A 24,483-nucleotide genomic window follows, 5' to 3' on the forward strand; every position below is an offset into this window, starting at 1 on the left:
TCAAACTTTTACTGGCCGCGGCCGTACTTTTTGAAGGTCGCGTTCCAGTCCGCAGCCAGGGCGTCGAGCGCTTCCTTGGCTGTGCCTTGATCCCCGGTGATGTAGGGATAGAGGCGCTGGTTCATCGCGATCAGCAACTCGGCGTATTCCGGCGTCGCCCAGAAATCCTTCACCTTGAACATCGTCTGGTAGAAGGCCTCGTTATACGGTGTCGCTTCGCGGAATTCTTTCGATTCCAGCGTCTTGGCATGGGCGGTGTAGCCGCCGAGTTCCGCCCATTTCTTCTGGGTCTCGTCCTTGATGAACCATTCCAGGAACTTCATCGATTCGTCGATGTTCTCGGAATAGCTGACGACGGAGATGCCCTGGCCGCCGAGCGCCGCGTACTGGTCGCCGTTCGGTCCGGGCGGGTTGGCGAAGAAGCCTGTGCCCTTGGCGTTCGGGTTCGAGGCTTCGTTGATTAGCGCCGGGAAGAAGGCGAAGTAGTTCATGCTCATCGCCGCCAGGTTCTCTGTGATCGCCTGGTTGTTTTCGATGAAGAAGCTCTTGGCCCAGCCCGGAGGGGTGAAGCCGTAGAGTTCCTTGTACGCCTCCACCGCCTTGACGTTCTGCTCGGAGTTGATGATGCCGTCTACTTTGTAGGTGGCATAATCGCCGAGCTCGCCGCCGAAGGAGAAGATGGCGTTCTCGACGCCCATCACCAGCGCGTCATAGGAGTTGTCGGTGTAGATGGCGATGCCGTAGCGCTTCTCGTCGGGCCTATGGAAGAATTCGGCGATGTCGCGAAGCTGCTTCCAGTCCTTCGGCACGTCGAGGTCGTAGCCGTACTTCGCCTTGAACGCTTCCATTTCCTTCGGATCTTCGAACCAGTCCTTGCGGTAGGACCAGCCGACCGCGTCGCCCTCAGCCGGGACCGACCAGTATTTTCCGGAATTCGACGGGTATTCGGCGTAGTACTTCACTGTCGCCGGCGCCATCACTTCCTGGAGGTTGTGCTTGTTGAAGAACTCGGTGAGATCGACATAGTGACCGCCTTCAGAGGCGGCGCCGATCCACTGGGAGTCGCCCACCACCATATCGTACGCCGATCCCTTGGCGTTGAATTCCGTGAAGGCCTTGGTCTGGAAATCGGACCACGGGGTGGTCTCGACGGTAACCTTGACGCCGGTTTCCGCTTCGTACTCGTTGACGAGTTCCTGCAGATAGTTGGCAGGATCCCATTCGGCCCAGAAGATGGTCAGTTCCTGCGCGAAAGCCGATGTTCCGCAGGCGAGAGTAAAGCTGATACCGGCAAGAATGCCGGTTACTGTCTTGCGCATTACAAGTTCCTCCCTGTGTGCACTCTATCGTTGGCAAGCCGGGTTTTTCGCGCCGGCCTGGTAGTTCTCCTCGCCGCTCGCGGTTCAGGCCCTCCCAGGCCATCCTCTTGAACCGATTTAGGGCTTACACCCGACAAGCTCCTCCTTCCCAATCTGGTATTACCAACCTAAAGCTGTCGTCAAGCGGTTTCTTCCTGCTTTTGGGTCGCGTGGAAAAGCCGTTTTACCTCGATTTGGCTTCATTGTCGTTCATTTACGCGACAAAGCCGCGACGAACTCCGCCAGATTGGTGCACCCGGCCGCAGACGTCCGGGCCACATCTGGTAGAACCAGTTCCTTGCCGGGCGCCTAATGCTCTCCCGCGTGTTCACCTGCCGCTCCCCGCACCAGCGTTGCCGCCGCCCATTGCGCGACCGCCCGCGTCTGGTCGCCATCGAGACCCCAAATGTCCTTCAGAACGATCAGGACTTCAACGCCGAAAACCAGTGAAAGCGCCTGCGCCAGTCGATCGACCTGTTCGGGCGGCAGCGCGCCCCGCAGCGGCGCCAGCGCGTCGCGCAGCAGATCGATGCGGTGGCCGCGCGTGAATTGAGGCTCCGCGCCCAGCGTTCCGGCCTGCCGCTTTGCCCACTGCTCGAGCGACAGCTTGAGCGCCGCCTTGAACGTTGCCTCGAATTCCTCGATGCGCGGCAGCGACGTGTCGATGAGGTCGGCGACGCGCTCCGCCGGATCGGTCTTTTCCGAGCGCCAGGTCAGGATCGGCCCGAGCCCCTCGTCGACGACGGCCTGCACCAGAGCGGCCTGGCTCGGGAAATAGCGGTAAGCCGTGGCCCGCGATACACCGGCCGCCTCGGCTGCCTCGCTGACCGACGGTGTCGCGCCGCCCTGCATCAGTCGCGTTGCGGTCTCCAGCATCAGCCGGCGCGTCCGCGCCTTCGGACCGCGCTCCGCCTCATCCACAGCGTTTGTCGATTGTTGACGTGAGACATCCATATCAATACGATACGCGCGTCTCAAAAAATTGCAACGCTCATTTTTGGGCGGAGGCGATGCGGCGAGACGAACCTCGGGAGGAGCGCGCGGTGAAGCGCATTTACGTTGTCGGCACGGCCGACACCAAGGGCGAAGAACTCGACTACCTGGCTGACGCGATCGCGGCTGCGGGCGGAACGCCGCTGCGGGTCGATATCGGCGTCACGACGCCCGCACGGCCTGCGGATATCTCTGCCATCGAAGTGGTGGCCGCTGCTCCCGACAACATCAAATCCGATCTCGCATCGGGCGATCGCGGCCGCGCGGTCGCGGCGATGGCGACCGCCTTCGCCGGCTTCATGAAGACTCGCGACGACATCAGCGGCATCATCGGCATAGGCGGCGGCGGCGGCACCTCGATCGTGACCGCCGGCATGCGCGAACTGCCGCTCGGCCTGCCCAAAATCATGGTGTCCACGCTCGCTTCAGGCGATATCGCCCCCTATGTCGGCGTCTCCGACATCGTCATGATGCCGTCGATCACCGACATGGCCGGGCTAAACCGCATCAGCCGCGCCATCCTGCACAATGCGGCTCAGGCGATCGTCGCCATGGCGGCCAATCCGCCGCCCGTCATGGCGGGCAAGCCGGCGCTCGGCCTGACCATGTTCGGCGTCACCACGCCCTGCGTGATGGCGATCAGCGAGGCGCTGCGCGCCGACTACGACTGCCTGGTTTTCCACGCGACCGGAACGGGCGGGCGGACGATGGAAAAGCTCGCTGATTCCGGCATGCTCGCGGGCGTCGTCGACATCACCACGACGGAGATCTGCGACCTCCTGTTCGGCGGCGTTCTGCCGGCGGGCGAGGACCGGCTCGACGCCATCGCGCGGACGAAACTGCCCTATGTCGGGTCGACGGGCGCGCTCGACATGGTCAATTTCTGGGCGCCGGAAACCGTGCCGGTGCCTTGGCAGGCGCGGCTGCTCTATGAGCACAACCCCAATGTCACGCTGATGCGCACGACCGCCGAGGAATGCCGCGAGATCGGCGGCTGGATCGGCCGCAAGCTCAATGCCTGCGAAGGGCCGGTGCGCTTTCTCATCCCGGAAAAGGGCGTCTCGGCGCTCGACATCGAAGGCGCCGCCTTTTTCGATCCGGAGGCCGACGAAGAACTGTTCGCCGCCATCGAGGCTGCCGTCACGCAGACGCCGCAGCGTCGGATCGAGCGGCTGCCTCTTCACATCAACGACCCGCAATTTGCCGAGGCAGCCGTCGCTGCGTTCCGTGAAATCGCCAGACAATGAGAGCCTGAATGCCCGCAGTCCCACGCCAGCAAATCCTCGAAAAATTCCGCGCCATGGTGGATCGCGGCCAGCCGATCGTCGGCGGCGGAGCCGGCACCGGCATCTCGGCCAAGGCCGAGGAGGCGGGCGGGATCGACCTCATCATCATCTACAATTCCGGCCGTTACCGCATGGCGGGGCGCGGCTCGGCCGCCGGTCTGCTTGCCTATGGCAACGCCAACGAGATCGTCAAGGAAATGGCCTACGAAGTCCTGCCGGTGGTGAAGCGCACCCCGGTGCTGGCCGGCGTCAACGGCACCGATCCGTTCGTCATCATGCCGCTGCTGCTTGCCGAGCTGAAAACGATGGGCTTTTCCGGCGTGCAGAATTTTCCCACCATCGGCCTGTTCGACGGCCAGATGCGGCAGAGCTTCGAGGAGACCGGCATGGGTTTTGGTCTCGAGGTCGACATGATCGCCGAGGCGCACAAGCTCGACCTTCTGACCACGCCTTACGTGTTCAATCCGGACGAAGCGCGCGCCATGGCGCGGGCCGGCGCCGATGTCATCGTCGCGCATATGGGCGTGACCACGGGAGGCACGATCGGCGCGACCTCGGCCAAGTCACTCGACGACTGCCTGGGAGAGATCGACGCGATCGCGGAGGCGGCGCGCTCGATTCGACGCGATGTCTTCGTGCTCTGCCACGGCGGGCCTATATCCATGCCGGAGGATGCAAAATACATTCTGGACCGGTGCACTGGCTGCCACGGTTTTTACGGCGCAAGCTCGATGGAGCGGCTGCCCGCCGAAATCGCCATTCGCCAGCAGACCGAAACATTCAAGACGCTGGCGCTGGGCGCGCCGGCGGCAAACAACAACCGGGGAGGAGCCGCATGACCAAGGAACGGAATTTCGTCTATCCGAAAGAGGTGGACACTTTCGCCTTCGACTGGGGCCGGCTGGCGCTGACGGTGGCGCCGGAGGTCAATGGCGCTTCGCGGTTTTCCGGCGGCGTGGTCGATCTGCAGAAAGGCCAGGGCCATGCCCGGCACAATCATCCGGGCGCGGAGGAAATCATCTTCGTGATCTCCGGAACCGGCGAGCAGATGGTCGAGGATGGAGAGGGCAATCCCGTGGTGAAGAAGGTCGGGCCCGGCTGTACGGTCTATGTGCCCGAAAGCCGCTTCCACTCGACGACAAACACTGGTGACGGGCCGATGCAGCTTTTCGTCGTCTATTCGCCCGCAGGCCCGGAACTCGCGCTGCGCGAACTGCCCGATTTCAAACTGGTGCCGCCCGCCGGCTGAAGGGCCTGCCACACGAGAAAAAGGAAGCGGCAGAAGCCGTAAAGGAAGCTGCTGGGCCCTCTCTGCGTAGCGGCGCTGGCGATTGGCGGTTCCGCTCCTCCTTCGTCATCCCGGCCAATGAGCGAAGCGAGTGCGAGCCGGGACCTATTGGCCCGAACATCGTCGGGCACGGCCTGGTCCTTGCGATGACATGATGCGCGACGTGCGAAAATCAGGACCCGGCCGCGCTGCTCAATGGGTCCCGGATACCTCCGCTTCGCTCCGGTTCCGGGATGACGGCAAGAAGATGCTCCGCGATGGCCCCTCCCGTGGACAAACCACTCGCGAGACCGCGCCACGTTATTTTCACTTTAGGAGGCACGGCCTCGCGCCCCGCTTCCCGACTACCTCCTCGCAAATGAGGAGCGTTCTTTGAAAATGGCCAGGGCGGAAACGCAGCGTGGCGATGGAGAAGTGCGAGCCGGGCACAGTTTACTTTCTTTCCGCAAAAAGGCGGCGGCAGTCGACAGGTTCGTGCCGGCGGAAAAAAGTAAACTGTCCTGCGGCAGACCGGGCGTGGCGACGGAGAAGCTTGCCCGCCCCTCCCAGAAGGGGAGGAGGAGGAAGAAAACGCTCTCACGTCCCGCCTCGGTTCCACCCCCTCCCGCGGTCGCCGAACATCTCGTAGCCGCCGTCCTTCACCGCGACAGTGTCCTCGAGTTTGATGAAGCCGCGCGTCGGATGCAGCATTGTGGTCTCGACCGACAGCACCATGCCCGCCTCCAGCGGCCGCGCGGCGTCCACGCCCTCATAAGCGACCGGGTGATTGGTCATCAGGAACGGCGCCTCGTGGGTGATGAGCCCCATTCCGTGCGCGAAAAAGTCGGTGAAGGCCGCGCTCGGCGAGGACTTCAGCACGCTTTCGGCATGGGCGATCATGTCGCCGCCCAGAACGCCGGGCGCGATCCTCGAAAAGGCGGCCTGCTGCACCGCTTCAATCTCCGCCAGCAGATCCTGCAATTCTTGGTCAGGCTCCCCGAGCACCGCCATGCGGCAGAGATCGCCGATATAGCCGTGATAATTGCCGCCGGAATCGAGCGACAGGACCTCGCCAGGCTGCCAGGCCTGCGGCGACACCGCGCGATTGTGGCTGGAACCCAGCGTCAGCAGCGCGTACTCGAAGGTCAGTCCGCGATTGGTCTCCTCGCGGCGAAGCGCATCGACGATCTGCCGCTTGGTCGAGCCCGGCCCCTGACTCGCAAACACCGCCAGCATGGAATCGGTGATCAGTTCCGACGCGATGCGCAGCATTTGGAGCTCCTCCGGCGTCTTGAGCGCCCGCATCCGCTCCAGCATCGAGGTGGCGTCGACCAGCCTTGCCCCGTCGAGCCCCTGCAACACGCCATGCGCGTCCGCCGGCAGGAAGGGCGGCTCGATGCCGATGCGCGCATCGGCCTTGCCGATCTTCTTCAGGTGCTCGACTGCAAGACCGGCCGCGTCCATCGTGCCCCAGGTCGCGGTGTGGACCACCGGCGTCCAGAACGGATTGTTGTGATGTTCGCCGCCTTCCATCCGGTTGCCGATATAGGCGGCGTGCTCCGGCCGGCCTTTTTCGTAGATCACGACCGGCAGATAGCGGCTGTGCCCGATCGCATCCATTGCGGCGAAGAAGATGAATTTATAGCCGCCCAGCAGATATTCAACATTGTGCTTGGAGGTGGCGACGAGCACGTCGATGCCGGCCTCTTCCATGAGGCGGTCGACGCGGGCCTGATCGAACGGGATTTCGATGCCGGTATTCTTGCCGGAAGGTGCGTTCATGATCTCTCTCCCTGGCTGCATATAACTGGTAGGACCAGTTATATGCAATATCCAGCCGGCATGCGGGCGGCCTCAGGCCGCGTGCGATTCCCGGGCCGCCGCGCGCTTTCGGGCAAGCTGCAACCCGGCAATGGCGGCGGTAACGGCTAGCGCCGCCCCGATCGGAATCAGGCTGGACGGCTGGTCGGCCTTCTTCAGCACCGCTGTGACGTCATAACCGACATCGAGCCCGATGCGCTTGGCGTAAGAGCCGAAGCCGACATTGGTGATCATCAGCGTATCGCCGGCCGGCGTGATGGTGAGGCCGATGCGGCGCAGTCGCTCCAGCGGTTCGGCCGGCTCGCCGAGCGGCACGTTGACGGTCTTGCGTACGTCGTCGCCCATCAGGTCGATGCCCTCGACGACGAAGTTCAGCCGGCCGCCGGGCGGCGCCTGCTCGACGGCGGCAAGGAATTCGCTGGCCGGCAGTTCCTCATAAGGCGGCGAGACCTGATTGAGCCACCAGTCCGGGCGGAACAGCGTGAAGCAAACAAGCAGCAACACGGCGCTTTCCCAAAGCCGGCTCTTCGTGACGAAGAAGTTCATCGTCGCCGCCGAGAAGATGAGGATGGCGGCCAGCGAGACGGCGGCTACCCAGAAGATATGCGGCCAGGTGTCTACGCCGATCAGCAGGATCGACGGATTGAAGATGAAGACGAAGGGCAGGATCGCCGTGCGCAGGGAATAGAATGCACCCTGGAAACCGGTGGCGATCGGGTCTTCCTTGGAGATCGCGGCCGCCGCGAAGGAGGCCAGCCCCACCGGCGGCGTGATATCGGCCATGATGCCGAAATAGAAGACGAAGAGATGGACGGCGATCAGCGGGATGGCCAGCCCCGCTTGCGCGCCGAGATCGACCACCACCGGCGCCATCAGCGTCGCCACCAGGATGTAGTTGGCCGTCGTCGGTATGCCCATGCCGAGCACGAGGCTGATCGCGGCAATGAGTATCAGCATTAGGATGACATTGCCGCCCGAGATGAACTCGACAAGTTCGGTCATCATCAGTCCGAGGCCGGTCAGCGTGATCGTGCCGACGACGATGCCGGCGGTGGCGGTGGCGACGGCGATGCCGATCATGTTGCGCGCGCCGAGCGCTAACCCGTCGATCAGGTCGGCGCCTGCAGCCCGGGTCGCCCCAGTCAGGTTCTCGCGGCGAAAGATCGCCATCAGCGGCTTACGAGTGGCCACGATGGCGAGGATGGTCACCGTCGCCCAGAAGGCCGACAGGCCGGGCGAAAGCTGCTCGACCATCAGGCACCAGAGCAGGACCACAATCGGAATGAGGAAATCAAGCCCGGTCCGAGTAACGTCCCAGGCGCGCGGCAATTCCAGAATCGGCGTGTTGGGGTCGTCGAGTTCCAGGTCCGGATAGCGCGACGAATACCAGATGGTGGCGACGTAGAGGACGATGCCGGCAAGGGCGAGCAGGGTCGGCGCGGCCGCGCCGAAGGCGGCCTGGATGGCGATGATGCCGTAGTAGAGAATACAGATCGCAAGGATGCTGCCGGAAAGCCCGAGGCCCATGCGCAGCCACCGCTCCCGCCTTGGGGTCGGGCGTTGCGGGATAGGCTGCATGTCAAGCTTTACCGCTTCCAGATGCACCATGTAGAGCAGCGCCAGATAGGAAAAGACGGCGGGCATGATCGCGTGCTTGATGATCTCCGAATAGGGGATGCCGACATACTCGACCATCAGGAAGGCTGCCGCACCCATGACCGGCGGCATGATCTGGCCGTTGATCGAGGCCGTAGCCTCGATCGCGCCGGCCTTCACGCCGGACAGGCCCGTGCGCTTCATCAGCGGGATGGTGAAGATGCCGCCGGAAACGACGTTCGACACGGACGAGCCGGAGACGACGCCGTTCAGCGCCGAGGAAACCACTGCGACCTTGGCCGGGCCGCCACGCAGATGGCCGAGCAGCGCGATCGAGATCTGCATCATCCAGTTGCCCGCGCCGGCCTTTTCCAGCAGCGTGCCGAACAGCACGAACAGGAAAACGAAGCTGGTCGAGACGCCGAGCGCGATGCCGAATACCCCCTCGGTGGTCAGCCATTGGTGATTGAGGAATTTGACCAGCGAAGCGCCGCGGTGCTGGATAACGTCCGGCATGTACTGGCCGGCGAAGGTGTAGAAGATGAACACCGAGGCGACGACGACCATGGGCAGGCCGAGCGCACGGCGGGTGGCTTCGAGGAGAAGCACGATGCCGACCGTGCCGGTGACGAGGTCGAGCGTCGTGGGCTGGCCCGGACGCCCGGACAGCTGGACGTAGAAAAGGAACAGGTAAGCGCCGGCAAAGGCGCCGACTAAAGCCAATATCCAGTCCAGCAGGGGAACGCGGTCGCGCGGCGAGGATCTGAGAGCTGGGTAGGCGGTAAAGGTCAGGAACAGCGCAAAACCAAGATGGATGGCGCGCGCTTCGGTGTCGTTGAGGACGCCGAATCCGAAGATGAAAGGCAGGGGCGAGGCGTACCAGAGTTGGAACAGCGACCAGGCCACCGCCACCCAAAGCAGCGCCTTTCCGGCAAGCCCGACTGCATGGCGGCCTCCGGTATCCGCCTCGGCGACGAGCTGCTCAAGCTGCTCGAGATCGACCTCGGCCGGCTGTTCCTTGGCTTCGCTCATGACGCCCTCCCTCTTTATGGATTATCGCCGGCAGGTCCCCCACGAACCCGCCGGCGTATCGTCAGGTCGCGAAGCTTACTGCAGCCAGCCCTTCTCCTTGTAGTACTTTTCCGCGCCGGGGTGCAGAGGCGCCGAAATTCCGTCCGTGACCATCTTCTGCGGGTCGAGATTGGCGAATGCCGGATGCAGCGACTTGAACTCGTCGAAATTCTCGAACGTCGATTTCACGAGCTGATAAACCGTCTCCTCGGGAACATTGGCCGAGGTGACCAGCGTGGCGAGGACGCCGAAGGTCTCGGTGTCGTCCGGGTTGTTGTTGTAAAGACCGCCCGGAATGGTCGCCTTGGCGTAGTATGGATTGTCGGCGACCAGCTTGTCGACCGCTTCGCCCGTCAGCGGCACCAGCTTTGCGGCACAGGTGGTCGTCGGGTCCTGGATGTTCGCAGAAGGATGGCCGACGCCGTAGAAGAAGCCGTCGATCTTGCCGTCGCAGAGCGCCGGGCCGTGCTCATCGGCCTTCAACTCCGAAGCCAGCGAGAAGTCGGCCAGCGTCCAGCCCATGGCGTCGAGCAGGCGCTCCATCGAAGCGCGTGTGCCCGAGCCGGGATTGCCGACATTGAAGCGCTTGCCCTTGAAATCCTCGAACTTGGTCACGCCTGCATTCGGATGCGCAAGCACGGTGAAGGGTTCCGGATGGATCGAGAACACGGCCCTAAGATCGGTATGCGCGCCGCCTTCCTTGAAGGATTCCTGGCCGTTGAAGGCATTGTACTGGACGTCGGACTGGGCCATGCCGAAGTCGAGTTCGCCTTCCTTGATCGTGTTGACGTTGAAGGCCGAGCCGCCGGTCGATTCCACCGAGCAGCGAATGCCGTGGGTCTTGCGGTCCTTGTTCAGGAGCCGGCAGATCGCGCCGCCCGCGGCGTAATAGACGCCGGTGACGCCGCCGGTGCCGATCGTCACGAAATTCTGCTGCGCCATCGCGCCGCCTGAAAACAGCAGCGCAGCCGACAAGGCCACCGCCTGCGTTCCGCGACGCATAATCCGGTCATGTTTCATCTAGTTCTCCCTTGGTGTTGCGTGCCGATGCGGCCATCGCGTGCTTTTTGTATCGAAGGCACGTCGCGCCATGCTACGATTGTTGCGCTTTATCAATCAAGGGGAATACTTGTTACATGGATGGGCGGGACACGGGTTTCGAGGAGGTCCAGGGGCGCATACTGGCCGACCTGCCCGAGCTGAGTTCGGAGCTTCGCAAGGCGGCGCGCTTTCTGGTCGATCATCCCGACGAGGTGGCGCTGGTCTCGATGCGGGTGCTGGCCTCGCGATCGGAAGTGACGCCCACGACCTTTGTGCGGCTGGCGCGGCGGCTGGGCTTCGCCGATTGGGCGGCGCTGCGGAAGCCTTTCGAAGACCGGCTGCGCTCCGGCAACGCGCCTTTCGCGGCCAAAGCCGACGCGCTGGTCAAGCGCGGCGCGGAGGCGATCTTCGCGGAATCGCTGAAGACGATATCCGCCAACCTCGCCGCGGCCGAAGCGGTCAACGGCAGCGACGAAATCGCCAGGGCATGCGCCATACTGGAGCGGGCGCAACGCATACGCGTCGCCGGCTTCCGCAGCTGCCGCGCGCCGGCCCACGCGCTCGTCTATCTCTGCCGCATGTTCCGGCGCGACATCACGCTGCTCGGCGGCGACGGCGGCGCTCTGGAGGCGGAACTGGCCGCGCTCGGCAAGCGGGAAGCAATCGTGGCGATCGGCTTCTCGCCCTATTCGCGCGAGCTCGGGCCGGTGGTGGAAGCGGCGCGGCGGCACGGCGTGCCGATCATCGCCATCGCCGACAGCATGGCGGCGGCGGTCGCGCGGCACGCGGAGGTGACGCTGCGCTTCTCCACCGACAGCCCATCCTTCTTCCCGTCGGTGGCGGCGGCGATGGCCATCGTCGAAGCGCTGGCCGCGACGATGCTGGCGCGCAGCGGTCCGGCCGCCGCCGAACGGGTCAGGGAAACGGAGCTGGAACTGCAGGCGTTCGGGGCGTATCTGCCGGAGTGAAGGAACTATGCGGCAATTGCCGCGTCGATCGCGTCGCCGAGCCGTTCGACCACCGCATCGATCGTTGCGGCGTCTATGATGAAGGGCGGAGCGATCAGCACGTGGTCGCCATTGACGCCGTCGATCGTGCCTCCGCCGGGATAGACCAGCAGCCCTCGCGCCATCGCCTCGCGCTTGATCTTCGCATGGAATTTCAGCTTTGGGTCAAACGGCGTCTTGCTCAAGCGGTCCTCGACCAGTTCCACGCCCATGAACAGCCCGCGCCCGCGAATGTCGCCGACATGCGCATGGTTGCCGAAGCGTTCGCCCAGGCGGCGGGAAAGATGCGCGCCCATGGATCGGACATTGGCGAGCAGGTCGTCGCGCGCGATGACCTCCTGCACGGCGAGCGCGGCGGCGCAGGCCATTGGATGACAGATATAGGTGTGGCCGTGCTGGAACAGGCCCGAGCCGTTGGCGAAAGCGTCGAAAATCTTTTGGCTGAGCAGCACCGCACCGATCGGCTGGTAGCCGCCGCCGAGCCCCTTCGCCACCGTCATCAGGTCCGGCGCGATGCCGTCCTGCTCTGAGGCGTGCAGCGTGCCGGTGCGGCCCATGCCGCACATCACCTCGTCGAGGATCAGCAGAATGCCGTATCGGTCGCATATGGCGCGGATGCGCTTCAGATAGTCGGCGACGGGCGGCACCGCTCCGGCCGTGGCGCCGACCACCGGCTCCGCCACGAAGGCCATCACCGTCTCCGGACCAAGCTCGAGCACCTTGTCTTCCAGCGCCTGCGCCGCACGCGCGGCATAGCTTTCGTCGCTCTCGCCCGGCTCCTGGAACCGATAGGCGTAGCAGGGGTCGATGTGGTGTGTCTCGATCAGCAGCGGGCGAAACTGAGTGCGGCGCATTTCGTTGCCGCCGGTGGCCAGCGCGCCGAGCGTGTTGCCGTGATAGCTCTGGCGGCGGGCTATGATGTTGCGACGCTCCGGCTCTCCGGTTTCGACGAAATATTGGCGCGCCATCTTCAGCGCCGCCTCGATCGCTTCCGAGCCGCCGGAAACAAAATAGGCATGGCTGATGCCCTGCGGCGCACCTGCCACCAGCCTCTCGGCCAGCCTTTCGGCGGGCTCGTTGGTGAAAAAGCTCGTATGGGCATAGGCAAGCCTGTCCGCCTGGGCATGGAGCGCGGCAGTCACATCGGGATGGCCGTGGCCGAGGCACGACACTGCCGCACCGCCCGAGGCATCGATGTAGGAGCGCCCATCGGCGTCAAGCAGATGCACCCCCTGGCCGCCGACGGCCACCGGCAGGCTGGCATGGATCTGGCGATGCAGGATTTTGGTCATGATGTCCTCGGAGGGCCGGCTTGGCTATGGGAAGAACCTAGACCCGCTGCCGGAAAGATGCAACATATGTTACATCACAGCTTGAAGTGAAACAAATGGATTGAACCGCGTGACCGCACCAGACCTGAACGTTGCCGCCCCCGTCGCCATTGCGGTAGCGCCGAATGGCGGCAGGCGCACCAAAACCGACCATCCGGCGCTACCCATGACGGCGGCCGAACTTGCCGCGACGGCTGTGGCTTGCCTGGAGGCGGGCGCGTCTATGATCCACGCGCATGTGCGCAACCGGGATGGCGGACATCTGCTGGATGCTGAAGCCTATCGTGCCGCCATTGCGGCCATCCGGGCCGCGGTTGGCGACAGGCTGGTGATCCAGATCACGAGCGAGGCGCTTAGCATATATTCGCCCGCCGAGCAGATGGAGGTGGTGCGCCAGGTGCGGCCGGAGGCAGTGTCGCTCGCGCTCAGGGAATTGCTGCCGGACGATAGCCACGAGTCCGGCTTCGCTGAGTTTCTGGGCTGGCTTAGCCGGGAAAAAGTCATGCCGCAGATCATCCTCTACACGCCCGAAGAGGCGGTAAAGCTGGCCGGAGTGAAGAAGCGGGGCCTGATCCCGTTCGAAGACATTCCCGTGCTTTACGTGCTCGGCCGCTACAGCGCCGGCCAGAGATCGTCGCCCGCTGACCTCCTGCCGTTTCTCTCGCCCGGCATGCCGCGCTTTGGCCACTGGTCGGTCTGCGCTTTCGGCGGGCGCGAAACCGCCTGTGTGGCGACCGGAGCGCTGCTCGGTGGCCATGTCAGGGTCGGGTTTGAAAACAATCTATTCCTGCCCGACGGTTCGCAGGCAAAGGATAATGCCGATCTCGTCGCGGCGGCGGCAACCGCGATCGCCACTTGCGGCCTGCGCCCGGCAAGCGCGGATGAACTGCGCCAGGACTGGCAGCGGATTGGCTGACCCAACCCCGAGTGGACTTGGTTTGTCTTGCATATCGAGGGCGATGACAACCTCGCCCTTGCGGCAAGCCATGCCCTAGCTTGAGCTGCTCTTTTGCGCGGTCGACGGGTTGATCTGCAGATTCTTCGGCAATGGCAGACTTGAGCATCGCATATGCATCTCGCGGGCGAGGAGCTTTCGTTGCTTTTCCTGGTGCTCTTTGCCGGCTGCTACGAGCGCAAGCCCATACGGGCCAATCAAGAGACCGGACGCCCAGTTGAGGTTCCGCTCCTTGTAGTTCAAAGCCTGCGCGCGGATTTGTTCGCACTCCGGCGACAGCCATTTTGGGTCCTGGTTCGAGAGCGTGGCTGCATAGTCGGCGGGCGATGTCGTGCATCCGGCGACCATTGCCGCCACAACACCTACCGTGATCCAGATCTTAGCTGTTCGCATCATTTTCGGGTCCGCCTTCCCTGGCTTGTCATCCTTCGGTGAAGCCATCGAAGCGCATTGCCCAAACAGATGTTGGAAACCCGACGGGCCGCAACCCGTTGAAATATTTGGTGGAGCCAAGCGGGATCGAACCGCTGACCTCCTGCATGCCATGCAGGCGCTCTCCCAGCTGAGCTATGGCCCCATTCCGGCTTGAAGGCCGTCGCCGTTTCCGGCGGGAATTCCGGTTCGGGCATCCGGCCCGAGCCGTCATCGAAGGCGGCTTCTAAACCGGCTCCGTTCGCAGATCAAGCCTTTGCATCAGGCTTCGATCGAATTGTATGGCGCCGCGACATCATGGACAGGGCGCCATTTCCGGCTCAGACGTCGTCGTCGTCGCCGACGCCGATAATGTCGGAAACGTCGTCGTCGTCTTCCTCTTCGTCCTCGAGGAACACGTCCTCGTCGTCGTCGCCGAGGTCGACATCTTCCTCGTCCTCGATCTCGGGAAGATCGTCAGCGGTCTTGGCCTCGTCGTCGGCCTCTTCGAGCGAAACGATTTCGGCGCCTTCCTCCTCGGCGTCGAGTTCCTTCTCCTCGACCTCTTCCTCCTCTTCGTGGATCTTGCTTCCGGCCGATTCGAAATAGGAAAGCGGATACGTCTTCCCGGTGTACGGAGAGACGATCGGATCCTTGTTGAGGTCGTAGAATTTGCGGCCCGTTTCCGGGTCGATGCGCTTTGTACCGAGTTCGGATTTCGCCACTGCTGAGCCTCGTCCTTGAAAGTCGGTCCCCTTAGCCGCTGTTTCCGGGTCTGTCAAAGCCAAAATCCTGGCTTTACGGAACGGCCGCCGCGGGGGATGACCAAGGCTCCGACGCATGATAGGAACCGCCGCGAAGATCAGGAAAATGGGGGTTTTTGCCGCCGTTTCCGCATGGGGAAGAATATGGCGCACCACTCGCCCGCACAGCCGGCAACGGCAAAAAAATCAGCCGCGCTCGCCGGAACGGTCCGGATGCCCGGAGACAAGTCGATCTCGCACCGCTCGTTCATGTTCGGCGGGCTCGCTTCCGGGCAAACGCGCATCACCGGCCTGCTCGAAGGCGAGGACGTGATGCGCACCGGCGAGGCGATGAAGGCGATGGGCGCACGCATTGAGAAGCGCGGCGCGGAATGGATTATCGACGGCACGGGCAATGGCTGCCTGCTGGAGCCGACCGCGCCGCTCGATTTCGGCAATGCCGGCACCGGCTCGCGGCTGACCATGGGCCTCGTCGGCACCTATGACATGGAGACCACCTTCATCGGCGACGCCTCGCTGTCAGGCCGGCCGATGGGCCGCGTGCTCGACCCGCTGCGCGAAATGGGCGTCCAGGTGCTCAAGGCTTCGCCGGGCGCCCGCATGCCGATCACGCTGCGCGGGCCGAAGACCGCTGCGCCGATTTCCTATCGCGTGCCGATGGCCTCGGCGCAGGTGAAGTCTGCCGTGCTTCTCGCCGGGCTGAACACGCCGGGCATTACGACAGTGATCGAGCCGGTTATGACGCGCGACCATACAGAGAAGATGCTGAAGGGTTTTGGGGCGAACCTGGAGGTAGAAACCGACAGCGATGGCGTGCGCCACATCCGAATCGAGGGCCAAGGCAAGCTCGTCGGCCAGACCATCGCCGTGCCCGGCGACCCGTCTTCGGCCGGCTTCCCGCTGGTGGCGGCTCTGATCGTGCCGGATTCCGACATCATCATAGAGAATGTGCTGATGAACCCGACGCGGACCGGCCTCATCACCACACTTTTGGAAATGGGGGCGTCCATCGATCTGCTCAATCCGCGCAATGCCGGCGGCGAGGACGTCGCCGATTTGCGCGTCCGCTCTTCCCAACTGAAAGGCGTCAGCGTTCCCGCCGAGCGCGCGCCGTCGATGATCGACGAATATCCGGTTCTCGCCGTCGCCGCATCCTTCGCCGAGGGCGACACGCTGATGCAGGGGCTGGATGAGCTGCGCGTCAAGGAATCCGACCGGCTCGGCGCCGTGGCACGCGGGCTGGAGGCCAACGGCGTCGACTGCACGGAGGGCGAAGCCTCTCTCGCCGTGCGCGGCAAGCCGGGCGGCAAGGGGCTCGGCGGAGGGACAGTCGAGACGCATCTCGACCACCGCATCGCCATGAGCTTCCTGGTGATGGGTCTTGCCACCGATAAGCCGGTCACCGTCGACGATCGGGCGATGATTGCCACCAGTTTTCCGGAATTCATGGGGCTGATGACCGGAATGGGCGCGGAGATCGAGTGACATGTACCAGCCGCCGCATTTTCGCGAAGATGATCTCGCCGTTCAGCATGCGTTGATCCGTGCCCATCCGCTCGGCCTGTTGATCACGGCCGGAAGCGGCGGTCCGACGGCCAACGCATTGCCGTTTCATCTGGTCGCAGAGGGTTCGCCCAAAGGTGTGCTCCAGGTCCACATGTCGCGGGCCAACGGGCAATGGAAGGAAATTGCAGCGGGCGCGCCCGTCCTAGTCGTCTTCCAGGGCGAAAATGCCTACATCACGCCCTCCTGGTACGCTACCAAGCGCGAGACCGGCAAGGTCGTGCCGACCTGGAACTACGCCATCGTCCAGGTGCGCGGAACCGCAAGGGTCATAGATGACGCCGCATGGCTGCGCACCCAGATCGAGGCGTTGACCGGCGAGCACGAACAGCCGCGGCAGACGCCCTGGCGGGTAGACGATGCGCCGGAGGCATTCGTCGACGCACAGATCAAGGGCATCATAGGCGTCGAGATCGCGATCACCCACATCGAAGGCAAATGGAAGGTCAGCCAGAACCGGCCGAAAGCGGACATTGCCGAGGTCGTCGAAGGGCTGGGCGCAGCCGCTGAGGTTCATGCCAATCCGGGAATGGCCGACCTCGTGCGGCGCTATGGTGCCGATCGATGATCATCGCCATCGACGGTCCGGCCGCTTCCGGCAAGGGTACGCTCGCCCGGCGGCTTGCGGACTATTACCACTTGCCGCACCTCGACACCGGCCTGGCCTACCCGCGGTCGCGCAGCGCCTGATCGCCCACGGCCTGCCGCTCGACGGCGGGGTGATGCGAGGTGTTTAGGCGGCGAGTTATTGCCCCAAATTGATCTGAATGGGATCGCGGCTCAGCGCCTGCAATCGGAGTTCGGCGTCTTTCCACTTTTCGCGCGCCGCAACCCCCAGGTAGAGACGAGCGGCGTCGATGTCGCGCGGCGTGAGATCGCCATCGGCATAAAGCATCCCCAGTTCGTAAGCAGCGTCTTCAGTGTCTCCAATATTCGGTATCCAATCCAGCGTCGGTCGGCCGGTTCTGAACCCTTCACGCGGGGCTCCCGCCAAACGTTCACGCCTATCTGGGGGACGGGGCATCGATATCGACGCGGCGCGCTTCAGGAAGTGTATGGCCTTTTCGCCATCTATAGGCAGACCGTGCAGACCATACTTGTAAGCCTTGCCCAGCAAGGCGTTGGCGGGCACACTCAAGGGGTTGGCTGCCGCTTTTTCCATCTGAGCCAGCCAATCGGTTGTTTCGGGCGAAGGACCGTTCAGCAGTCCGAAAGCTAAATGTTCCATTGCCGAGAGAATGCCGGCATCTGCCGCCAAACGGTAGTGTTCGAGCGAAGCTTCGCGATCGGTCTGCGCGTGCAGGTGACCCATTTCAGCGTGGACATCTGGCCAGAGCGACGGATCAAATGGTAGCAGGGTGCCCCGGCTCCCAAGGATTGCGGAGAGCCGCCTGAGTTTGTCCTTTCTGTCCGGATGACCGGGCGTGCCGGAAAGATGAAGCGCGCATGCAAGCGCCGTAAGTTCATCTAACCCGCCGCGTTGGCATAGCCATTGCTTTCCTTCTTCGTAGCGAACCGGATCGTCGCGCATCCGATAAGACTGCATTCCGATGTTATATATCGCCGCCGCGACACTTCTGTCGGCAGGCGCGCGATACCATTCGCGTGCCTGCTGTTCGATCTGCTCAACCCTCGCTCGATTTTCGGGGAAGAATTTGCTGATCTCGATCATTGTACCCAGATTGTTTGCTGCGACATCATCGCCATTCCAGATCAGGGTCCGATAGAGCAGCTCGGCCTTCCAGGACTCCATGCCAAGGTCGGCGCGCATTGCCCATCGACGGCGCATTTCCATGGATGATTCAATCGGCGACAGCAGAAAGCCGATACCGAGCAGGCTAGTCGTGAGCGTGGCGATAACCAGGAGAGTGAGGCGCTTTCTCATGGCGCAATGGCTAACAGGGGCCCGCTAAGATTCACTGAATCAGTACCTCAAGGACGGCCTGAACCTTCCGCCTTTTGCATCCCAATGTCGTCGTTAAGGTCTGAGGTCCTCTTGCAATTTGACTGCCAGTCGGCTTCAAGCGCCGTCATGACCTCTCCGCTTCTCATCGCCATCGACGGTCCGGCCGCTTCCGGCAAGGGTACGCTCGCCCGGCGGCTGGCGGACTATTACCATCTGCCCCACCTCGACACGGGCCTGACCTACCGGGCGGTGGCGCATATGCTGATCCTGAACGGCTGGCCGCTGGACGACGAGGCGCACGCCATCGAGGCTGCAAGGCAGGTCGATCTGGCCAGTCTGGACAAGCATGCGCTCTCTGCGCATGAGGTTGGCGAGGCGGCATCGCGTGTGGCGGTCATTCCCGAACTGCGCCGGATACTGGTCGAAAAGCAGCGGGCCTTCGCCCGAAATCCGGCCGGCGCGGTGCTTGACGGGCGCGACATAGGGACCGTCGTCTGTCCGGATGCCTGCGTGAAGCTCTACGTCACGGCGAGCGCGGAGGTGCGCGCGGAACGGCGGCTTCGCGACATCGAATCGCGCGGCGGCAGGGCGGATTTCGGCGAGATCCTTGCCGATATCGTGCACCGCGACGAGCGCGACATGGGCCGCGCGGACTCGCCGCTCAAGCCCGCCGCCGACGCGCACTTGCTCGATACGTCGGAAATGTCTATAGAAGCCGCGTTTCTGGCAGCCAAAGCCATCGTGGACGATGCCTTGGCCAAAAGAGACAAGGCCTGAAATCCGGCCAGCCGTGCTTTTCCCGGGGGAATCTGCGGCACCGGATTTTGAACGAAGCACCGCCTGCCAGCATTCTCATGCGCCGGAAATCGCCGCGAAAGCGGCACCAGGGCCCTTTGGCCCGGAATGCGGGCAAGCTAAACGCAACGCAAACAACGGCGCCGGCTCCAGCGACAATGCCGGAGCGTTCCAGGAGAAAATATGTCAACTGCAAACCCCACTCGCGATGATTTCGCGAGCATGCTCGAAGAATCCTTTTCCGACGGCCACTCCGGCGAAGGCCAGGTCGTCCGCGGCACCATCACCGCGATCGAAAAGGACATGGCCATCATCGATGTCGGCCTGAAGGTTGAAGGCCGCGTGCCGCTGAAGGAATTCGGCGCCAAGGCCAAGGACGGCCAGCTCAAGGTCGGCGACACGGTCGAGGTCTATGTCGAGCGCATCGAGAACGCGCTGGGCGAAGCCATGCTGTCGCGCGACAAGGCCCGCCGCGAAGAGAGCTGGGTCAAGCTCGAAGAGAAGTTCAACAAGGGTGAGCGCGTCGAAGGCGTTATCTTCAACCAGGTCAAGGGCGGCTTCACCGTCGATCTGGATGGGGCCGTGGCCTTCCTGCCGCGCAGCCAGGTCGATATCCGTCCGATCCGCGACGTTTCGCCCCTGATGCACAACCCGCAGCCCTTCGAGATCCTGAAGATGGATCGCCGCCGCGGCAACATCGTCGTGTCGCGCCGCACCGTGCTTGAGGAAAGCCGCGCCGAACAGCGTTCGGAGATCGTGCAGAACCTCGAAGAGGGCCAGGTGGTCGAAGGCGTGGTCAAGAACATCACCGATTACGGTGCGTTCGTCGACCTCGGCGGCATCGATGGCCTGCTGCACGTCACCGACATGGCCTGGCGCCGCGTCAACCATCCGACCGAGATCCTCAACATCGGCCAGACGGTCAAGGTGCAGATCATCCGCATCAACCAGGAAACCCACCGCATCTCGCTCGGCATGAAGCAGCTCGAGAGCGATCCGTGGAGCGAGATCGGCACCAAGTTCCCGATCGGCAAGAAGATCACCGGCACCGTCACCAACATCACCGACTACGGCGCCTTCGTGGAGCTGGAGCCGGGCATTGAGGGCTTGATCCACGTCTCCGAAATGTCGTGGACGAAGAAGAACGTGCATCCGGGCAAGATCCTCTCCACTTCGCAGGAAGTCGACGTGGTGGTGCTCGAGGTTGATCCGGCCAAGCGCCGCATCTCGCTCGGCCTCAAGCAGACGCTCGAGAATCCGTGGGAAGCTTTCGCCCGCAACCATCCGGTTGGCGCGATCGTCGAGGGCGAGGTCAAGAACAAGACCGAGTTCGGCCTGTTCATCGGCCTCGAAGGCGACGTGGACGGTATGGTCCACCTCTCCGACCTCGACTGGAACCGTCCGGGCGAGCAGGTCATCGAAGAGTACAATCGCGGCGACATCGTCAAGGCGCAGGTACTCGACGTCGACCAGGACAAGGAGCGCATCTCGCTCGGCATCAAGCAGCTTGCGCGTGATGCCGTCGGCGAAGCCTCCACCTCCGGCGACTTGCGCAAGAATGCGGTCGTCACCTGCGAGGTCACCGGCGTCAAGGACGGCGGGCTGGAAGTCCGGCTCGTCGACCACGGTATCGAAACCTTCATCAAGCGCAACGATCTGTCGCGCGATCGCGACGAGCAGCGCCCCGAGCGCTTCACCGTCGGTCAGAAGGTCGACGCGCGCGTCATCGCCTGGGACAAGAAGACCCGGAAGATTCAGGTGTCGATCAAGGCGCTGGAAATCGCCGAGGAGAAGGAAGCGGTCGCCCAGTACGGCTCGACCGATTCCGGTGCTTCGCTCGGTGATATCCTCGGCGCGGCTCTGAAGCAGCGCGGCGGCAAGGACGAGTAATCGTCCTTACCAACGGTTGAGAAAAAGCCCCGCCGGAGTGATCCGGCGGGGTTTTTGTTTAGTGATATCCTGGAGGCTTCGCCGCTGTGCGTTTACCGGTACCGGAACGCCGGGCAGACGGAGCTTGCCTTCCCGGTTCCGCCCCGAAATTCAGGCGACGTGAATTTCGATCAGATAGGTTTTGCCCGAGGCCCGCTTGAGCGCGGCCGGCAGGTCGGAAATCTCATCCAGCCGCTCGGCCGAAACGCCATACGCGTCGGCGAGCCGACAAAAATCCGGCGGCGCGGGCGAGACGCCGACGGGTTCGACCCCGACTTCGCGCATCGAAGTTTCGATCTCGCGGTAGCCGCGATTGTTCCAGACCACGAAAATGACCGGCGTTCCGGCATCCAGCGCGGCGCCGAGTTCCGGCAGCGTGAACTGGAAGCCGCCATCGCCGGTTAGGCAGACAACTGGAGCACTCGGATCGGCGAGCGCCGCTCCAATCGCCGCCGGGGGCCCGTAGCCCAGCGCGCCGAAGCCGGTGGCGGCATTGAACCAGCCGCTCGGCCTGTCGTGATCGTAATAAAGATTGGCGGCATAGACGGGCTGCGTCGAATCCCCGACGATGACCGATCCAGGCAACGTATCGCGGATCATCTCGACCACTGAGACCTGCTCGCGCATAGCCCGGCCGATCTCGGCGAGGGCGGCGCCTCGCGCCTTCTCGGCCCGTGCGGCGCCACCGGATCGGGTTCTGCCGGCGGTTTCTGCGGAGCCGATGGCAGCTTCAAGCGCGTCAAGCGCGACCGCGCAATCGGCCTGGATACCGACGGTTGCGGGATGACGCCTGAGTTGATCTGCCCCGAGGTCGATCCGAACCAGGCGTGCCGGCAGCACAAATCCGCCATCGGCGTACATATCGTAATCGGTAGGGCCGAATTCCGTGCCGGCGGCGATGACGAAATCCGATTCCGCCATCAGCGCGCGAACGGCCTGCAGGCTCGGACTGGCGTGGACTCCGAGTGGATGGCGGTGGAGCAGCCCACGCGCGTTGGCGGTGGTGATCACGGGCGCGTCGAGACGTTCGGCCAGTCTCGCCAGCTCGGCTCCGGCACGCTTTGCTCCGCCGCCGGCAAGGATTAACGGGTTTTCGGCGGAAAACGCCAGCCTTGCCGATTCAGAAATTGCGGCTTTGTCGGGCGCTGGGGGCACAACGTTGCCCAGAAGCATCGCCAGTTCGCCGGCGGGCTTGCCCATGACATCGGTCGGTATCTCGATATGCACTGGTCCGGGCCGCTGAGTCGCGAAAATGGTGAAGGCCCGCGCCAGCACCGCAGGCAGCTCGGGTGCCTGCTCGACCCGGTGAGAGAACAGCGCGACCTTCTCCATCATGCCGCGCTGGTCGGGCAACTCGTGCAGGTAGCCGAGCCCCTTGCCGAGCGTGCCCGTCGCGTTGACCCCGGATATGACCAGCATCGGGACTGAATCGGCACGCGCCTGGCCCATGGCGGTGATGGTGTTGGTCAGGCCCGGTCCGGTAATGACGAAGGCGACGCCTGGCTTCCCCGAGACCCTCGCATAGCCGTCGGCCATGAACCCCGCGCCCTGTTCGTGCCGCGGGGTGACGTGCCGCATCTTCGAGCCCGCGAGGCCACGATAGAGCTCGACCGTATGGACCCCCGGAATGCCGAACACGGTGTCGACGCCATGCGCCTCGAGCAGCGAGATCAACGCTTCGCCTACCGTTGTCATATCGCTCCTCCTCCACGCAAATCCAATCCAAGAAGGGACTCGACCGTGGTGATTCCGATTTCGGCCAGTTCGCGGCTCTCGAACATGTCGCCGGCCAGGCAGCCCTCGATCCACAACCCGTCTATGATGGCATTGATGGCGATGGCATGTCGCCGCAATTCGCCGGGGCCTGCATTCCTGCCTGCCGCTATCAACACCTCGGCCACAAGCGCCTCCACCTCGTCGCGAAAACCCAGATAACCCTCGCGATGGGCGATTGAGAGCGCCGGGTCGGAGACCGCACGGCCGATGAAACCCGCCCAAAGCGAGAAGACGCGCGCATCGACCACCGGAGGCCCGAGATTGGCTCCGACAAAGGCTGCCAGCCTGCGTCTCGGACCTGCGCCTTCAAGACCGAGCGCTGCCTTCGCCTGCTCGGTCATGCGCCCGACAATGGTTGCATAAGCAGCCTGCAGCAGCTCTTCCTTGCCGGGGAAATAGTGGCGGATGAGGCCGCCTGTAACGCCGGCGCGCAACGCGATGGCGCGTACTGTCGCGCCCTGCAGCCCACGCTCGGCGACGCAATCGAGCGTCGCCTCGATCAGGTCCTGACGGCGACGCTCCTCGCCCTCACGGCGAAACTTGCGTCGGCCGGGAGCGGTCATTGGCGCAGGATCGGGCGCGTCAGGCAGGTCGGTCCGCCTTCGCAGGCAATGCATAGCGCATCGGCCTCGAAGGTTTTCACCGTGCAGCCGGCGGCTTCCATGGCAGCCTTGGTCTTCGGATAGCCGGCCACGGCGATCACCTCGCGCGGGCTCGTCGGCAGCACATTGAGGCTGAGCCCGCTGGAAGCGAAGAACTCATCGGCGTCGCCGGCGACGAGCGTTATGCCGCGGTCCTTCAGCATCTGGTAGAAAGGCGCCGGCAGAAGGGGCGCATAGACCAGCGCCAGGTCATCGGCCAACGGACTGATCACGGACATCAGATGCAGGCAGGCCTCCTCGCCATGCCAGAGCGGCAGGTCGTAGCCGTAGACCTCGATACCGAGCGGGGTCAGCATATTGGCGAGCTGCTGGATACCGTGCTGGTTGGTACGGACGCCCCTGCCCACCGCCAGGGTACGCGCGTCGACCCAGACGCAGTCGCCGCCTTCGACCTGACCGGGCGCCGCGATGCGCCCGAGAATCGGAATGCCCAGGCGCCTGTAGGTCTGTTCATGAAGTGCCGGCTCGGAATTCCGTAACTGCTTACCCATGGAAAGGACGATCGCGCCATGGTCCGTCATCAGCGACGGGTCATGGGTGAAAACCGAATCCGCAAGGCCGTCCTCCCGGTCCTCGATCCATTCGATGCCAGCGCCCGAAGCAGCTACCAGTTCGGCGAGAGCGGCATGCTGGGTCGCGGCTCTCGCAGGGTCGAAACCCGGACCGTAATGCCAGGCCGTCCGGTCCGCTCTGCGCATCGCATTCTTCGCCGACCGCATCAATACGCGCCGGAGCGGCGCCGCCATGGACTGAGAGCCGTAAGCGTTCACGAAAGCCTCTTGGTCTGGAGAAACGAGGAATGGTTTTGCTGACAACCTATTTATACACTTGCATAACAACGTCGCAAGTGCCGTAATGGGCGGGATTGACGGGTCCGCGCGATCGGGTCCATGCTGATCGGGGAAAGATGGTTGCGTGACGTAATGACGAGTAGCGGGGCAGGCATTCGGG

The 24,483-nt window shown here is 63.6% G+C and carries 21 protein-coding genes, 1 tRNA gene and 1 pseudogene; 10 read left to right on the forward strand and 13 right to left on the reverse strand.

Translation table 11 applies throughout. The features are described from left to right. Positions 1–8: 8 nt before the first annotated feature. Together ABVK50_RS26240 and ABVK50_RS26245 are read right to left on the reverse strand one after the other, a co-directional pair. Entirely contained in the window at positions 9–1,319 is a 1,311-nt protein-coding gene (locus ABVK50_RS26240) for an extracellular solute-binding protein (RefSeq protein ID WP_353643794.1), read from the reverse strand. A 348-nt stretch (positions 1,320–1,667) separates the two neighbouring features. Continuing rightward, a complete protein-coding gene (locus tag ABVK50_RS26245; RefSeq protein WP_353643793.1) occupies positions 1,668–2,312 on the reverse strand; it encodes a TetR/AcrR family transcriptional regulator in 645 nt (214 codons plus the stop codon). 89 nt (positions 2,313–2,401) lie between these two features. Between ABVK50_RS26245 and ABVK50_RS26250 the strand changes: the two genes are divergently transcribed. The 3 genes from ABVK50_RS26250 to ABVK50_RS26260 are packed head-to-tail and all read left to right on the forward strand — an operon-like array spanning position 2,402 to position 4,886. Beyond that, positions 2,402–3,598, forward strand: coding sequence for a Tm-1-like ATP-binding domain-containing protein (locus tag ABVK50_RS26250; RefSeq protein ID WP_353643792.1), 1,197 nt, complete (start codon positions 2,402–2,404; stop codon positions 3,596–3,598). 8 nt (positions 3,599–3,606) lie between these two features. Then, positions 3,607–4,476: a phosphoenolpyruvate hydrolase family protein gene (locus ABVK50_RS26255; RefSeq protein WP_353643791.1), complete on the forward strand. Its 870-nt coding sequence runs from the start codon at positions 3,607–3,609 to the stop codon at positions 4,474–4,476. Then, complete coding sequence (locus ABVK50_RS26260) at positions 4,473–4,886, forward strand: cupin domain-containing protein (protein ID WP_353643790.1); 414 nt, start codon at positions 4,473–4,475, stop codon at positions 4,884–4,886. Before ABVK50_RS26255 ends, ABVK50_RS26260 begins: the two co-directional genes overlap by 4 nt. Positions 4,887–5,501: 615 nt before the next feature. Here ABVK50_RS26260 and ABVK50_RS26265 read toward each other — a convergent pair. The 3 genes from ABVK50_RS26265 to ABVK50_RS26275 form a co-directional block, all read right to left on the reverse strand. Beyond that, positions 5,502–6,686, reverse strand: coding sequence for a Xaa-Pro peptidase family protein (locus ABVK50_RS26265; protein ID WP_353643789.1), 1,185 nt, complete (start codon positions 6,684–6,686; stop codon positions 5,502–5,504). Between the two features lie 72 nt (positions 6,687–6,758). Beyond that, a complete protein-coding gene (locus tag ABVK50_RS26270) occupies positions 6,759–9,353 on the reverse strand; it encodes a TRAP transporter permease (RefSeq protein WP_353643788.1) in 2,595 nt (864 codons plus the stop codon). 75 nt (positions 9,354–9,428) lie between these two features. Then, positions 9,429–10,412, reverse strand: coding sequence for a TAXI family TRAP transporter solute-binding subunit (locus tag ABVK50_RS26275; RefSeq protein WP_353643787.1), 984 nt, complete (start codon positions 10,410–10,412; stop codon positions 9,429–9,431). 116 nt (positions 10,413–10,528) lie between these two features. Here ABVK50_RS26275 and ABVK50_RS26280 point away from each other — a divergent pair, with 116 nt between their 5' ends. Further along, entirely contained in the window at positions 10,529–11,401 is an 873-nt protein-coding gene (locus tag ABVK50_RS26280; RefSeq protein WP_353643786.1) for a MurR/RpiR family transcriptional regulator, read from the forward strand. Positions 11,402–11,406: 5 nt separating this feature from the next. On the opposite strand, the gene ABVK50_RS26285 is transcribed toward ABVK50_RS26280, so the two are convergent. Then, complete coding sequence (locus ABVK50_RS26285) at positions 11,407–12,732, reverse strand: aspartate aminotransferase family protein (RefSeq protein WP_353643785.1); 1,326 nt, start codon at positions 12,730–12,732, stop codon at positions 11,407–11,409. 109 nt (positions 12,733–12,841) lie between these two features. On the opposite strand from ABVK50_RS26285, the gene ABVK50_RS26290 reads away from it, so the two are divergent. Further along, complete coding sequence (locus ABVK50_RS26290) at positions 12,842–13,687, forward strand: 3-keto-5-aminohexanoate cleavage protein (protein WP_353643784.1); 846 nt, start codon at positions 12,842–12,844, stop codon at positions 13,685–13,687. Between the two features lie 75 nt (positions 13,688–13,762). Here the strand turns inward: ABVK50_RS26290 and ABVK50_RS26295 are convergent, their stop codons facing one another. The 3 genes from ABVK50_RS26295 to ABVK50_RS26305 all read right to left on the reverse strand — a co-directional run bounded on the left by ABVK50_RS26295 (position 13,763) and on the right by ABVK50_RS26305 (position 14,862). Next, complete coding sequence (locus ABVK50_RS26295; RefSeq protein WP_353643783.1) at positions 13,763–14,167, reverse strand: hypothetical protein; 405 nt, start codon at positions 14,165–14,167, stop codon at positions 13,763–13,765. Between the two features lie 60 nt (positions 14,168–14,227). Next, positions 14,228–14,303 (reverse strand) — tRNA-Ala (locus ABVK50_RS26300). Between the two features lie 175 nt (positions 14,304–14,478). Next, positions 14,479–14,862 carry a TIGR02300 family protein gene (locus ABVK50_RS26305; RefSeq protein ID WP_353643782.1) on the reverse strand — a complete coding sequence of 128 codons (384 nt, stop codon included), beginning with the start codon at positions 14,860–14,862 and terminating at the stop codon, positions 14,479–14,481. Positions 14,863–15,045: 183 nt separating this feature from the next. Here ABVK50_RS26305 and aroA point away from each other — a divergent pair, with 183 nt between their 5' ends. From aroA to ABVK50_RS26320, 3 genes and pseudogenes are all read left to right on the forward strand, one after another. Then, a complete protein-coding gene (gene aroA / locus ABVK50_RS26310; protein ID WP_353643781.1) occupies positions 15,046–16,386 on the forward strand; it encodes a 3-phosphoshikimate 1-carboxyvinyltransferase in 1,341 nt (446 codons plus the stop codon). A gap of 1 nt (position 16,387) precedes the next feature. Next, positions 16,388–17,032, forward strand: a complete 645-nt coding sequence (locus ABVK50_RS26315; protein WP_353643780.1) for an FMN-binding negative transcriptional regulator — start codon at positions 16,388–16,390, stop codon at positions 17,030–17,032. Continuing rightward, positions 17,029–17,133 (forward strand): annotated as a pseudogene (locus tag ABVK50_RS26320) ((d)CMP kinase); the annotation flags it as partial. The gene ABVK50_RS26315 and the pseudogene ABVK50_RS26320, both read left to right, overlap by 4 nt. A gap of 76 nt (positions 17,134–17,209) precedes the next feature. On the opposite strand, the gene ABVK50_RS26325 reads toward ABVK50_RS26320, so the two are convergent. Then, on the reverse strand, positions 17,210–18,349 hold the full coding sequence (locus ABVK50_RS26325; RefSeq protein WP_353643779.1) for a hypothetical protein: 1,140 nt from the start codon (positions 18,347–18,349) through the stop codon (positions 17,210–17,212). Positions 18,350–18,496: 147 nt separating this feature from the next. Between ABVK50_RS26325 and cmk the strand changes: the two genes are divergently transcribed. Both cmk and rpsA read left to right on the forward strand, forming a co-directional pair. Beyond that, a complete protein-coding gene (gene cmk / locus ABVK50_RS26330; protein WP_353643778.1) occupies positions 18,497–19,147 on the forward strand; it encodes a (d)CMP kinase in 651 nt (216 codons plus the stop codon). 201 nt (positions 19,148–19,348) lie between these two features. Continuing rightward, positions 19,349–21,055, forward strand: a complete 1,707-nt coding sequence (rpsA, locus tag ABVK50_RS26335) for a 30S ribosomal protein S1 (RefSeq protein ID WP_353643777.1) — start codon at positions 19,349–19,351, stop codon at positions 21,053–21,055. A gap of 150 nt (positions 21,056–21,205) precedes the next feature. On the opposite strand, the gene ABVK50_RS26340 is transcribed toward rpsA, so the two are convergent. From ABVK50_RS26340 to ABVK50_RS26350, 3 genes are read right to left on the reverse strand one after another with little or no spacing between them, the layout of a single operon-like run. Further along, positions 21,206–22,789 (reverse strand): 5-guanidino-2-oxopentanoate decarboxylase, encoded by a 1,584-nt coding sequence (locus ABVK50_RS26340; RefSeq protein WP_353643776.1) that lies wholly within the window; start codon positions 22,787–22,789, stop codon positions 21,206–21,208. Further along, the gene (locus tag ABVK50_RS26345) at positions 22,786–23,433 is read right to left on the reverse strand and encodes a TetR family transcriptional regulator C-terminal domain-containing protein (RefSeq protein WP_353643775.1); all 648 of its coding nucleotides are present in this window, start codon (positions 23,431–23,433) and stop codon (positions 22,786–22,788) included. The genes ABVK50_RS26340 and ABVK50_RS26345 overlap by 4 nt, the downstream gene beginning before the upstream one ends. Continuing rightward, positions 23,430–24,278 (reverse strand): arginine deiminase family protein, encoded by an 849-nt coding sequence (locus ABVK50_RS26350; protein ID WP_353645803.1) that lies wholly within the window; start codon positions 24,276–24,278, stop codon positions 23,430–23,432. Before ABVK50_RS26350 ends, ABVK50_RS26345 begins: the two co-directional genes overlap by 4 nt. Positions 24,279–24,483 lie beyond the last annotated feature (205 nt).

This window comes from Mesorhizobium sp. WSM2240, assembly GCF_040438645.1.
Lineage (GTDB): Bacteria > Pseudomonadota > Alphaproteobacteria > Rhizobiales > Rhizobiaceae > Allomesorhizobium.